Annotated in this window: 11 protein-coding genes; 9 read left to right on the top strand and 2 right to left on the bottom strand. The window is 34.8% G+C overall.

The features are described 5' to 3' along the window. Window positions 1-5 precede the first annotated feature (5 nt). The 5 genes from lptC (at window position 6) to MODO_RS12080 (ending at window position 5,349) form a co-directional block, all read left to right on the top strand. Entirely contained in the window at window positions 6-563 is a 558-nt protein-coding gene (gene lptC, locus MODO_RS12100) for an LPS export ABC transporter periplasmic protein LptC (RefSeq protein WP_006257275.1), read from the top strand. A 1-nt stretch (window position 564) separates the two neighbouring features. Then, a complete protein-coding gene (locus tag MODO_RS12095; protein ID WP_006257276.1) occupies window positions 565-756 on the top strand; it encodes a hypothetical protein in 192 nt (63 codons plus the stop codon). Between the two features lie 236 nt (window positions 757-992). Then, the gene (locus MODO_RS12090) at window positions 993-3,098 is read left to right on the top strand and encodes a peptidylprolyl isomerase (RefSeq protein WP_006257277.1); all 2,106 of its coding nucleotides are present in this window, start codon (window positions 993-995) and stop codon (window positions 3,096-3,098) included. Between the two features lie 114 nt (window positions 3,099-3,212). Further along, window positions 3,213-4,085 carry an ACP S-malonyltransferase gene (gene fabD / locus MODO_RS12085; protein ID WP_006257278.1) on the top strand — a complete coding sequence of 291 codons (873 nt, stop codon included), beginning with the start codon at window positions 3,213-3,215 and terminating at the stop codon, window positions 4,083-4,085. Between the two features lie 85 nt (window positions 4,086-4,170). Then, window positions 4,171-5,349: a multidrug effflux MFS transporter gene (locus tag MODO_RS12080; protein ID WP_036471117.1), complete on the top strand. Its 1,179-nt coding sequence runs from the start codon at window positions 4,171-4,173 to the stop codon at window positions 5,347-5,349. A gap of 61 nt (window positions 5,350-5,410) precedes the next feature. On the opposite strand, the gene MODO_RS12075 is transcribed toward MODO_RS12080, so the two are convergent. Next, window positions 5,411-6,541 carry a DegT/DnrJ/EryC1/StrS family aminotransferase gene (locus tag MODO_RS12075; RefSeq protein WP_006257280.1) on the bottom strand — a complete coding sequence of 377 codons (1,131 nt, stop codon included), beginning with the start codon at window positions 6,539-6,541 and terminating at the stop codon, window positions 5,411-5,413. Window positions 6,542-6,711: 170 nt separating this feature from the next. Here MODO_RS12075 and MODO_RS12070 point away from each other — a divergent pair, with 170 nt between their 5' ends. The 3 genes from MODO_RS12070 to MODO_RS12060 all read left to right on the top strand — a co-directional run bounded on the left by MODO_RS12070 (window position 6,712) and on the right by MODO_RS12060 (window position 11,160). After that, a complete protein-coding gene (locus MODO_RS12070) occupies window positions 6,712-7,947 on the top strand; it encodes a 3-deoxy-D-manno-octulosonic acid transferase (protein ID WP_006257281.1) in 1,236 nt (411 codons plus the stop codon). Between the two features lie 709 nt (window positions 7,948-8,656). Continuing rightward, window positions 8,657-10,810 carry a S46 family peptidase gene (locus tag MODO_RS12065; protein WP_006257282.1) on the top strand — a complete coding sequence of 718 codons (2,154 nt, stop codon included), beginning with the start codon at window positions 8,657-8,659 and terminating at the stop codon, window positions 10,808-10,810. A 119-nt stretch (window positions 10,811-10,929) separates the two neighbouring features. Then, window positions 10,930-11,160: a hypothetical protein gene (locus MODO_RS12060; RefSeq protein ID WP_006257283.1), complete on the top strand. Its 231-nt coding sequence runs from the start codon at window positions 10,930-10,932 to the stop codon at window positions 11,158-11,160. A 207-nt stretch (window positions 11,161-11,367) separates the two neighbouring features. Here the strand turns inward: MODO_RS12060 and MODO_RS12055 are convergent, their stop codons facing one another. Beyond that, window positions 11,368-12,891: a GH3 auxin-responsive promoter family protein gene (locus MODO_RS12055; RefSeq protein WP_006257284.1), complete on the bottom strand. Its 1,524-nt coding sequence runs from the start codon at window positions 12,889-12,891 to the stop codon at window positions 11,368-11,370. A 111-nt stretch (window positions 12,892-13,002) separates the two neighbouring features. On the opposite strand from MODO_RS12055, the gene MODO_RS12050 reads away from it, so the two are divergent. Further along, complete coding sequence (locus tag MODO_RS12050) at window positions 13,003-13,800, top strand: DUF2797 domain-containing protein (RefSeq protein WP_006257285.1); 798 nt, start codon at window positions 13,003-13,005, stop codon at window positions 13,798-13,800. Window positions 13,801-13,805: the final 5 nt, after the last annotated feature.

The raw sequence follows: 13,805 nt of genomic DNA, 5'->3' as shown, positions 1-13,805 counted from the left end.
AACAAATGAAATTACTTTCTAAATTCTTAAGCATACTATTCTTTTTCACGATTGCTGTAAGTTTATTTTCTTGTGAAAGTAACTTTAAAGAAATACAAAACTTCAACAAAGTAAGTTTCTTTCCAGCCAGTGAAGTAGAAAATATGCGTGGTCAATACATAGATTCTGGAAGAGTCAAAGCTATTTTAGTAAGTCCAAAAATGCTAGATTACAGCAATGTCAAATATCCCTTTACCGAATTTCCAGTTGGAATTCACTTAACAATATATGACAAGGATAAAAATAAAAATACTGTAATAGCCGATTACGCTATTCGCTATACTAAGACAGACCTAATAGACCTACAAGGAAATGTGGTGATAACAACACATGATGGTAAGAAGCTTGTTTCTGATCAACTTTACTATGATCAAAAAAACGAATGGTTCTTTACAGAAGGCAAATACAGAGCCTCTACTGATAGCGAAAACTTCACTAGAGGAATAGGAATAGACTTTGACAGTAAAATGAGCAAGGTAAAAGCAACTAACAGTTACGCCGAAAGCGTAAAAAACAACGAATAAAATGAAAGCATTACGCATAATACCTTTCTTCTACTTATTTATCGCAGTACTATTTATATACGACGGTGTATCTAAAATAGTAGCTGGTGACACAGGATCTTGGTTGAGTTTCTTGATAGCAGCAGTAGCGATATTCATGTTCTTCTTCCGAAGAAAATTCTTAAAAAAGATGGACGGGTATAACAAAAAATAATACACTACTAGAGGCGAGATACTAAATATCTCGCCTTTATTTTTTTAATAAAACCACGATAACAATCCTCTCTTATCTACTCTATTTCAACATTAATTATAAAAAAACAAATTAATTATTCTGAAATCTAAATAAAAACTTAACGAAAGCACTAAAATAATAGCACTACCCCTTTTATTATTAAATAGATAATTGTATTTTCGCTCACTGAAAAAAATTACACATAATAAAAAAGCATGGCAGTTTTATCAAAAATTAGACAAAAATCCGCTCTGTTAATTGCCGTAATTGGTATTGCATTATTAGCATTCGTTATTGGCGACGTAGTAAGAAGCACGGGAGGTGGACTATCAAGAAACATTGGTAGTGTAGATGGTGAAGAAATTAATACCCAAGAATTCCTACATAAAGTAGCTCAAGCCGAAAAGCAAGGACAGATGAGCAATACTCAAGCAGGAGTAATGGTGTGGAACAGCGAAGTAAATAATATTTTACTTACTAACGAATTTGAAAAGTTAGGTTTAAGACTTGGTAAAGACCAATTAGTAAACGTTGTTAAAAACAACCCTACATTCGCTAACAATCCAGAATTCCAAAACGCTGTTGGGCAATTCGACATCAACAAATTCAACCAATTTGTTGCTATGATGAAAGGTGCTGGTCAAGAGCAATGGAACCAATGGTTAGCTTATGAAAAAGAATTAGAGAAAGTTGGTTTAGAGCAAATGTATTTTTCATTAGTTCAAGGTGGTATTTATACTACTAATGTTGATGCTAAAGCAGCATACTCTAATGAGAATGACAAAGTTTCTTTTGACTATGTTACTGTTCCTTATTCTACTGTGAATAACGAAGAAGCTGCTGTTTCTAATACAGAGATATTAGATTACATGAAAAAACATGCTAACAGATTTAAATCTGAGCCTACTCGTGTATTACAATATGCTTTCCTTCCTAGTCAGCCATCTGCTGCTGATAAAGAAGCTGTAAAAGAAGTTATAGAAGGTTACTTAAAGCCAACTGTACAATACAATGCTACAACTAAAAAGAACGATACTATCCCTGGTTTTAAAACTGTAAAAGATATCGAAACATTTGTAAACACAAATTCAGATATCAAATTTGACAGTTTATACTACGCGAAGAAAGACCTTCCTTTAGAATACCAAGAAGAATTATTCAACTTACAACCTGGTCAAACTTTTGGTCCATACATTATGGGTGACTACTATTGTATCTCTAGAATGATTGATAAAAAAGCAGGTCAGAGAGTTGATGCTTCTCATATCTTAATCGGTTTTGCAGGTTCTGCAGCTCCTGGAGCAACAAGAACCAAGGAAGAAGCAAAAGCAAAAGCAGAAGAAATCTTAGCTAAAGTAAAAGCTAATCCTTCTTCATTCGCCATGGAAGCAATGACGCAAACAGAAGACCCAGGTTCTAAAAACAACGGTGGTAAATACGAAGATATCCCAAGAGGACAAATGGTTAAACCTTTTGACAACTTTATCTTTAACAATGCTGCTGGAACTATCGGTTTAGTAGAAACTGACTTTGGATACCACATTATCCAAGTAAACGAAAAGAAAGAAGGTGCTAAATTAGCAACTGTAGCTCGTAAAATAGAAGTATCAGACGTAACTGCTGATGACTTATTCACTAAAGCTACTCAATTAGAACAAGACGCTCCTACAGCTAAAGACTTTATCGCTACTGCTGAAGGATTAGGTTTCAATGCTCAGAAAGAAGTAACTATTCGTCCATTCGAAGAGTTCTTACCTGGAGTAGGTAACCAAAGAAGTATTATCTCTTGGGCTTTCAATAAAGAGACTAAAGAGAGTGCTATTAAGAGATTTGACAATGCTGACGGACACATCATCGTTAAAGTAACTTCTAAAAATGATACAGGTCTTGCACCAGTAGAAGAAGTGAAATCAATCGTTGAGCCAATCTTAATGAACGAGAAAAAAGCAGTTGTAATCAGAAAGAAAATGACTGGAAATACTATTCAAGAAGTATCTAACAGTTCTAAAGCTTCTATCGCATCTATAACTGATGTAACTACAGGAGCTCCACTGATCACTAATATTGGTAATGAGCCATTAGTAGTAGGAACAGCTTTCGCAACTGCAGTAAACAAAGATTCTAAGTTAATCGACGGTTTACAAGGTGTGTATATGATCCAAACTAAAAATGTAACTAAAGCACCTGAATTAACTGCTGGTTACGCTAGTTATAAAGCTAGAGTAGAAAACAGCGTTAGAGGTATGGCACAAATGCAAGTACTGAAAGTATTAAAAGACAATGCTAAGATTAAAGATAATCGTGTAGGTGTTATCCAATAATACAAAAACATATCATAACGAAGCCATCTGTATATCAGATGGCTTTTTTTATGTCTATATGGTTTACTAATAAAAATACCTTATTTTTGCCTTACAAAATTTAAAACTAAACTTATGAAAGCATACGTATTTCCAGGTCAAGGAGCTCAATTCACAGGAATGGGGAAAGACTTATACGAAAACTCACCTATAGCTAAAGAGATGTTCGAGAAAGCAAATGAAATCCTTGGATTTAGAATTACAGATATCATGTTCGAAGGTACTGCTGAAGAACTAAAAGAAACTAAAGTAACTCAACCAGCGGTATTCTTACATTCAGTTGTATTAGCTAAAACATTAGAAAACTTTACACCTGAGATGGTAGCTGGACACTCACTAGGAGAATTTTCAGCATTAGTAGCTAATGGTACTTTAGCTTTTGAAGATGCACTTAAACTAGTTTCTCAAAGAGCGATGGCTATGCAAAAAGCATGTGAAATCACACCTTCTACTATGGCTGCTGTACTAGGTTTAGAAGATAGCATCGTAGAACAAGTATGTGCTGGTATAGATGGTGTAGTAGTAGCTGCTAACTATAACTGCCCTGGACAATTAGTAATCTCTGGTGAAACTACAGCTGTAGAGAAAGCGTGTGAAGCACTAAAAGAAGCTGGAGCGAAGAGAGCCTTATTACTTCCTGTAGGTGGAGCATTCCACTCTCCTATGATGGAACCTGCTAGAGAAGAACTAGCTGCTGCTATCGAAGCAACTACTTTTAACACTCCTATCTGTCCAGTGTATCAAAACGTAACTGCTAGTGCAGTGAGCAATCCTGAAGAGATTAAGAAGAACCTTATCCTACAGTTAACTGCTCCTGTAAAATGGACTCAGTCTGTAGAACAAATGATCGCAGATGGAGCTTCTTTATTTACAGAAGTTGGACCAGGTAAAGTATTAGTTGGACTAATCAAAAAAATCAATAAAGAAGCAGAAACTCACTCTGCATAACAAATTGGTAAAACATACAACAATTATATAATAACAAAAATCCTTGGTTGTACACTTCCAAGGATTTTTTTTTAAAACCTATATAGTGGATAAACTTTCAGCACAAGAATGGATCCTTATCTTCACTCTAGTGAGCCTTACTGCATTAGGCCCTTTAGCTATAGATATGTACCTTCCTGCATTCCCGAAGATAGCACACGATCTAAATACTGAGATTAATAGAGTTCAGATATCACTTTCTACATTCTTAGGAGGATTAGCAATCGGGCAACTCTTTTGGGGACCTATATCAGATAAGTATGGTAGTAAAAAACCAATCATACTGTGTCTGTCTATTTTTATACTTTCATCTCTAGCTGTAGTATTTGTAAAGAACATTGAAGTCATGTGGCTATATCGTTTTTTACAGGCCTTCGGTAGTAGTGGTGGAGTAGTTATCGCAAGAGCCATTGTCAATAAAAGGTTTGATAAAGATCAGACACTTAAGATATTTAGTATACTAGCCGTGATCGGAGGAATAGCTCCCATCATCGCTCCTATATTAGGTAATATAGTCTTAAAGTATCTAGATTGGACTCATGTATTTACTACGATGGCCTTGTTTGCTACACTGAGTATTGGTATGACAGTATTCTGTCTAAAAGAAGACTATACTAATAGAATACCAACTTTAAATGTAGGAGGTATACTAACGAATTATTTTAAGCTCTTTAAGAACAAACTGTTTATAAGATATACTATTATCGGAAGTATAGCCTATAGCTGTCTAATGATCTATATCTCTAACTCTCCTGTTCTAGTAATGGAAGTAGGAGGACTATCGAGTACACACTTTAGCTTTGTATTCATGGCTAACTCATGTGGTCTAATGTTAGGATCGTTCTTAACCTCTTCTATTTTGAGAAAAAGACTATCTCCTAAAAATATTATTAAGCTAGGAGCGAGTACACAGTTTATAGCTGCTTCACTATTATGGTTATTCATACAGTTAGATTTGAGCATATATATACAGTTAGTACCTCTTTTCTTCTTTGTGATGCCATTAGGACTACTATTCCCTACTACGACTACTTTAGCATTAGCACCCTATAAAGCAGAGTCAGGTATAGCGTCAGCTCTTTTCGGAGCTTCTCAACTAGCCTTTACCTTCATGACCTCTATCTTATTAAATAGTTTGAATAATGGCTCTATGAGCATCGTAGCGCTCTCATTAGTAGCATGTGCACTCGTTTCGTTCACATTAATATCTACGACAAAAGAATAACATCAATACATAAAAAAAGCAGACCTTATCGGGTCTGCTTTCGTTTTATAGTACTATAAGACTATCCTAAGAATGCCTTAATCTCATCTGTGATAAACTTGATTTGCTCTTCGTCTAACTCAGTATGCATAGGTAAAGAAAGAACCTCTTGTACCAACTGATTAGTCACTGGGAAATCAGCCTCATTATAACGAGGATCTAAATATGCTTTCTGATTGTGTAATGGTATTGGGTAATAGATAGCACATGGGATACCTTTACCTTGTAAGTGTGCTAATAATGCATTTCTATCAGCATTCACGATACGCAATGTATACTGGTGGAACACGTGGCTATTCTCATCTCCTACTACTACTGGAGTAACGATATTAGGATGATTAGCTAAAGCAGCAGAATACATCTGAGCAGCAGTACGTCTAGCTACATTATAAGCATCTAGATTAGGTAACTTAGCATTTAACACAGCAGCTTGGATACTATCTAGACGAGAGTTCACTCCTACTACATCGTGGTGGTAACGCTCATACATACCGTGATTCACTATTCCTCTTAACGTATGTGCTAATGCATCATCGTTAGTGAAGATAGCTCCACCATCACCATAACATCCTAAGTTTTTAGATGGGAAGAATGAAGTAGCAGCTACATGTCCGATAGCACCTGTTTTTACCACTTTTCCATCAGGATAAGTATAATCTGCTCCGATACCTTGTGCGTTATCTTCGATCACATATAAGTTATGTTTCTCAGCTAACTTCATGATAGCGTCCATATCAGCAGACTGTCCGAATAAGTGTACTGGTACGATAGCTTTAGTTTTAGGAGTAATCGCTTTTTCGATTGCTTCTATCGAAATATTGAATGTATCAGGACATACATCTACTAATACAGGAGTTAATTGTAATAAAGCGATTACCTCTACAGTAGCTGCAAAAGTAAAGTCAGCCGTGATTACTTCATCACCTGGTTTTAAACCTAATCCCATCATAGCGATCTGAAGAGCATCAGTTCCATTAGCACATGGTATCACGTGTTTAACTCCTAAATATTGCTCTAAGTTTGCCTGAAATGCGTGTACTTGTGGTCCGTTGATAAAAGCAGAAGATTCTAATATTTCTTGAATCGATTGATTCACTTCTTCTTTAATTCCTTCATATTGACCTTTCAAGTCAACCATTTGAATTTTTTTCATTCTAATTGTCTTTTATATCTTTTGAACTATTCATATAATTACCAACAAGTTACCTATATAAATAGCACTTAATTTCGATATTAGTTATCACTACAAAAATAATAAATTCTTTGCGCCAAAGCTCAAACTTTATCAAAAGAAACGTAATTTCGCTCAATAAAGATTTACCTATGTTTTTCCTATATAATATACTGACCTATATTTCTATATTCTTCATCCGTATTATCGCGCTGTTCAACAAAAAGTTAGGCTTATTCGTTGCAGGGAGAAAACAATCTTTTCAAATCTTAAAAGACAATATACTTTCTACTGATAAAGTGTTCTGGATACATGTAGCTTCGTTAGGCGAATATGAACAGGGGCTTCCTGTCATGGAGCAACTAAAACAGAAGTACCCTACGCATAAGATAGTGCTTACCTTCTTCTCTCCTTCTGGATATGAAGTGAAGAAAAACAATACTATCGCTGATGCCACATTATACTTACCTATGGACACACTAGCGAATGCTAAAAAGTTCTTAGCCTTGTGTCATCCAGAACAAGTATTCTTTGTGAAATATGAATATTGGCCTAATTATTTAAATCAATTGCGTCAACAGAATATCCCTACCTATTTAGTATCAGGGATACTAAGACCAGATCAAGTATTCTTTAAATGGTATGGAGGATTCTACAGAACAGCATTAAAGGCATTTACATACTTCTTTGTTCAGAATGAAGTATCTAAGATACTTCTAAATCAATTGCAATATAACAATGTAGAGATAGTAGGTGATACGAGATTCGATAGAGTATCTCAGATATTAGAACAGCACAATGAATTGGCATTTCTAGAAGCCTTTACCTTAAATAAAATGGCGAAGACTATCGTCATCGGTAGTTCATGGCCAGAAGATGAAAAGATTCTAGCCAATTATATCAACAATACACAAGATAATTCTATCAAGTTTATCTTTGCGCCACATAATATCAAAAAGGATCAGATAGATAATCTCGTTCAAAACATAAAGAAACCAACTGTACTGCATAGCCAACATCAAGAGAAAGATCTTAGCCAGTACTCTGTCTATATAATAGATGCCTACTCTATATTGACTAAAGCTTATAGTTATGCAGATATTGCCTATATAGGAGGAGGTTTTGGAGCAGGTATTCACAATATCCTAGAAGCCGCGACCTATGGAGTGCCTGTTATTATTGGTCCAAATTATAAAAAGTTCCAAGAAGCTAAGGATTTGATAACATTAGGTAGCTGTATAGTAGTAAATTCACAATCAGAATTAGACCAAATCTTTGATGAATTATTATACAATGACGCTAAAAGAATCGAATTAGGTAAAACAAGCAATCATTTTATCCTTAAAAATAAGAATGCTACAGAAAAAATAATGAAGCATATACACTAAAAGTAAAAAGGTAAGTAATCAAAGTGGTTACTTACCTTTTTTATATGAATTAATAATTATACTAGTCGTGAACTTTTATATTAAAAGTCTACTCGATCGGATTTTAATCCCGATGTACCAATATAAGACAAAATATTGATTACTGCAACACCACAATCACTAATTATGATTTTTTCAACACACTAATTCTCTTTTTTGTGTTCTCACACACCTTTTTTTCGCATTAGAAACTACTTTTTTGAAAAGATAACACCTCACACAAGACAGGGTACAGTCTCATACCAAAATGGTGCTATATAGACATAATTCCAGCAACACTTAGATACATCACTACAAATTCTACTCCTTATATATACACAGTAGTATAGTTATCTTATTTCTCCCTCTAAACACACCTCTCTATCTATAAGATAAGGTAACTCCACTCCTTACTTACATTCTATCACATAGGTACTTATAATGAGTTTCAATAGAAATGAGTCCGTAGTGAGTCCGTTATGAGTCCGTAGTGAGTCCGTTATGAGTCCGTAGTGAGTCCGTTTTTTTGACCGTTTTAACGGAGTCAATACAGACAGATTACTTTCTTAGTATACTAATATTACGAACCACTATACTCCAACAGTACTATCGCGTATTAACATATTTCGATTTTAGCGTTCCCATGTAATATTGTATCTTGCCAGCGAATTCAATTCTAACTAACACTTTTATGAATAAAAAGATTAAAAATCTATTTAAGGCACTTGTAGTATTGGTAGCTTTACCTATCTATGCACAACAAGGTGGGATGTGGATTCCTTCTCTGCTAAAGGGAATGAATGAAACAGAAATGAAAAGCCTTGGAATGAAGATGTCTATCGAAGATATCTACGATGTGAACCAATCTAGTATGAAAGATGCTGTCCCTCACTTCAATGGTGGGTGTACTTCTGAAGTTATCTCTTCACAAGGTCTTTTACTAACTAATCACCACTGTGGGTATGGACAGATCCAAGCACACTCTTCTGTAGAGAATGATTACTTAGCTAACGGGTTCTGGGCTAAATCTATGGCTGAAGAGCTACCTAACGAAAACTTAGAAGTTACTTTCATCGTTCGCATAGAGGACGTGACTAAAGAAGTAATGGCTGGTGTAGTAGCTAAAGATTCTGAAATAGAAAAACAAGCTAAGATCCAAAAAAACATTACTACAACTGTAGCTAAATTTCCTAAAGAAAAATGGCAAGACAATAAGATTAAATCTTTTTATGAAGGAAACCAATACATCTTATTCGTAACAGAGACTTTTAAAGATGTACGTCTAGTAGGTGCACCACCATCATCTATTGGTAAGTTTGGTTCTGATACAGATAACTGGGTATGGCCACGTCACACAGGTGACTTCTCTCTATTCAGAATATACGCTGACAAAGACAATAAACCAGCAGCATACTCAAAAGATAATGTACCTTACCGTCCTAAGCACTTCTTCCCTATCTCACTTAGTGGTGTAGAAGAAGGTGACTTCACTATGGTATTTGGTTACCCAGGTAGAACACAAGAGTACTTACCATCTTATGCAGTAGAACAAATCGTAAACGATCTAAACCCTGTAAGAATCGGTATCCGTGATAAAGCACTTAAGATCACTGACGAGTTTATGCGTGCAGACCAAGCAATCAAGATCCAATATGCATCTAAATATGCTAGCACAGCTAACTATTGGAAAAAATGGATCGGAGAAAGCCAAGGTTTAAAAAAGACGAACGCTGTACAAGCTAAACAAGATTTCGAAAAAGACTTCATCGCAAGAGCTAAGAAAAATAAAAACACTAAAGCTTATGCTGATATCCCTGCTAAGTTCGAAAAACTTTATGGAGATATTAAACCTTATGCTATTAGCAAAGATTACTTCGCTGAAGTAGTACAACGCAATGCTGAACTTCTAGCTGCGGCTTGGAGAGTATATGCTTTAGAGACTTATGCGTCTAATGAACAAGCATTCAACAGCAGACGTGAGAACTTAATCAAAGGTCAAGACAAATTCTACAAAAACTATAGCAAGGCAGTTGACGAAAAAGTATTCGAGGCTATCGTAGAAATGTATGCAAAAGATGCGCCTAAACAATTCTTACCTAAAGAATTAAACGGAGCTAACATCTCAGCTATCACTAAAGATATCTATGCGAATAGTAAATTAACTACTTACGCAGGACTACAAGAATTATTAAAAGGTAATGCTGATCAAGTAGTGAAAAATATCAACAACGATAAAGGATACGCTTTTGCTAAAGCACTAATCGAAAACTATATTCAGAATGTATTACCTAAATACGAAGAATTAGAAAGAGAAATAGCTGCTTTACAACGTACATTTATGAAAGCTCAGTTAGACTTATATCCTGATGCTAGAATATTCCCTGATGCTAATAGTACACTACGTGTTACTTATGGTAAAGTAGATGGGTACTTCCCTAAAGACGCTACGTACTACGAACCTGTAACTCACTTAGAAGGTATTATGGAGAAATATGTACCTGGTGACTATGAATTCGACGTACCTGCAAAATTAGTAGATCTATATAATAAGAAAGACTACGGACAGTATGCAGATAATGGTAAATTACCTGTGAACTTCATCGCTACTAACCATACAACTGGAGGAAACTCTGGAAGTCCAGCTATCGATGCAGAGGGTAATCTAATAGGGTTAAACTTTGACCGTGTTTGGGAAGGAACGATGAGTGATATATACTATGATCCATCTATTTGTCGTAACATTATGGTAGATGCTAGATACATTTTATTCATTATAGATAAGTTTGCAGATGCAAAACATCTAATTGAGGAGATGAAATTAGTAGAACCTAAGAAAAAAAAGTAATTAAGACATTGGTTTACAGAAACTTATTGATTAAAAAAAAATATTCAAAAAAAGTTTTGCGAACCAAAAAATTCATATATTTGTCACGAATTAATAATTAACTTTTATAATTTAGTAAGATGAAAAAAATCGCATTAAGCATCGCTTTAGTAGCAATGATGGGAGTATCTTTCGTTTCTTGTAAAGAAACTGCAAAAGAACCAGCTGTAGAAGAAACAACAACTGAAGAAGTAGTAACTGAGGAAGCTCCAGCTACTGAAGAAGTTGCTCCAGAAGCTACAGAAGAGGCTACTACTGAAGAAGCTCCAGCTACTGAGGAAGCTCCAGCTACAGAAGAAGCTGCTAAATAATTTTAGCAAAACTGTTCATAAAAAAGACCCTGCTAGGCAGGGTTTTTTTATATCTATACTTTTCTAAGTTACCATCTATCCCATATATCATACATCACTGTATCACCTACAATTACTATCCTTCTTACTTCATTAGTTTAGCTATTAGATATAAAAAAAGCATCCATTAAAATGAATGCTTTGATGAATTATAATAACTACACAATATTATACTAATATACGTTGCATTGATAATAGTTCTTCTAGTAGTGTACGCTCATTAGATAAGCGTGGTACCTTATGCTGTCCTCCAAGTTTATTGTTATTCTTTAGCCAATCATAGAATAGATTCTTACGAGCGCTATGTAATACTAATGGATTTAAAGTCATATTATTCGTACGCTTCGCCTCATAATCAGAGTTGAGAGCTTGTAGATTCTTGTCTAGTACTTCACTGAACAATTGTAGATTGTCTGGAGCTTTACTGAACTCTACTACCCATTCGTGAGCACCTTTCTCTTTTCCTTCCATAAATATAGGTGCTACCGTGTACTCAGCTACCTCAGCATTCAATTCAATACAGGTCTTTGCCAATGCTCTGTCTGTATTCTCTATCATCAACTCTTCACCGAATACATTGATAAAATGTTTAGTACGTCCTGTTATTTTAATACGATAAGGTAATAGACTAGTAAAGCGCACTGTATCTCCGATTAAGTATCTTACTAATCCTGCATTAGTAGTGATCACTAGTGCATAATTCTTACCTATCTCTACTTCTGATAATGGAATTATCTTTTGATTAGAAGTTCCGAAAGTATCCATAGGAATAAACTCATAGAATATTCCGTAATCTAACATTAACAACAGTTCATTACAGTCATTCTGATCTTGGATAGCAAAGAAACCTTCAGAAGCATTATAGATCTCATAATATCTAAATCGATCACTAGGTAGTAGCTTTTTATACTGATCCTTATAAGGCTCAAAACTAACTCCTCCATGGAAATAAACCTCAGCATTAGGCCATAGTTCTAATAAATCTCCTCTACCTGTCTCTTGTATAATGCGGTTTAATAACACCAACATCCACGAAGGTACTCCTGCAAAACTAGTTACATTCTCATTCCTTACTTCCTTAATAATTGCATTCATCTTGCTTTCCCATTCAGACATTAGCGATGTCTTGTTACTAGGAGTACTGCTTAACTCTGCCCAAAAAGGCATATTATCAATTAAGATAGCCGATAAATCTCCAAAGAAAGTATTCTTGTCTTCATAAAGTTGTTTACTTCCTCCTAACCTTAAGCTCTTCCCAGTAAATAACTGGGAATCTTCATTATTATTTAAGTATAAACACAATAAGTCTTTTGCTGCTTTATAATGACAGTTCTCTAATGCTTCATTACTCACAGGTATAAACTTACTTTTTGCATTAGTAGTTCCACTTGACTTAGCAAACCAACGAATAGGCTCTGGCCAAAAGATATTATTCTCTCCTTGACGAGCGCGTTCTATATAAGGCTCAAACTCTTCGTATTTAAATAAAGGCACTCTCTCTGCGAAGTCTCCATAGCTCTTTATACTATCGTAGCCAAACTGCTTTCCTAAGATTGTCTTCTCATTTGTCTTCATTAAATTCAAAAACAAGTCATTTTGTACTTCATTTGGATATTTTCTAAATAGATCTATCTGGTGAATTCTCTTCTTCAATATCCAAGAAGCGATAGAATTAATAATTGTGAATGCCATATCTTATTAATTAGTCAAGTATCTAATCTTTTCATTATGAAAAGTTAGTAATTACAGTGGTAAATGTTTTTTCGTACTTTTACGACTTACCCAAAAATAACAATTTTATCTATGCAATACGAAGGAGTTTTAAACAAAATGCAGACGGAATTTAACACCCCTATTGAATACTATTTAGTATTTAAAAGCAACTTCATCAATATAAATCAGATTCTTGACAGAAACATAAAGATTGAGTTTACAGGATATGAATGTTTAAACTGTGGACAGCACAAAAAAATATTTAGACAAGGCTTTTGTTATGAGTGTTTTTACTCTAGTGCACAAGTAGGTGATTGGATCATGAGACCTGAGTTAAGTACAGCGCACCTAGGGATAGAAGATAGAGACTTAGAGTATGAAACAAAGGTACAGATACAGCCTCATATCGTATATCTAGCTGTAGCTAGTGATGTAAAAGTAGGGGTAACTAGAAAAACACAAGTACCTACCAGATGGATAGATCAGGGGGCTTCTAAAGCAATAGAGATAGTAGAAGTACCTAATAGATACTTAGCAGGAATCACTGAGGTAGCTCTAAAAGATATGTTTACAGACAAAACGAATTGGAGAAAGATGCTACAGAATGAAGTACTAGAAACAAACTTAGAAGAAATAAGAAATTCTCTAAAAGAGAAACTACCAGAAGAAGTAAGACCTTACTTTGACCAAACTGACTCTTCTATCTTTAATCTAAATTACCCTGTCATACAATTCCCAACAAAGATAAAAAGTCTTAACCTTGATAAGACTCCTTCTTATGAAGGTAAGTTAAAAGGTGTCAAAGGACAATATCTACTATTCGAAGATGGTACTGTATTTAATATCCGTACTTATGAAGGATATATGGTTAATATCGAAGTGATCTAATAACA

The sequence above is a fragment of the Myroides odoratimimus genome (assembly GCF_001485415.1).
GTDB classification, from domain to species: domain Bacteria; phylum Bacteroidota; class Bacteroidia; order Flavobacteriales; family Flavobacteriaceae; genus Flavobacterium; species Flavobacterium odoratimimum.
Note: the sequence above shows the minus strand (reverse complement) of the source record. Positions and strands in the feature narration are given on the sequence as shown.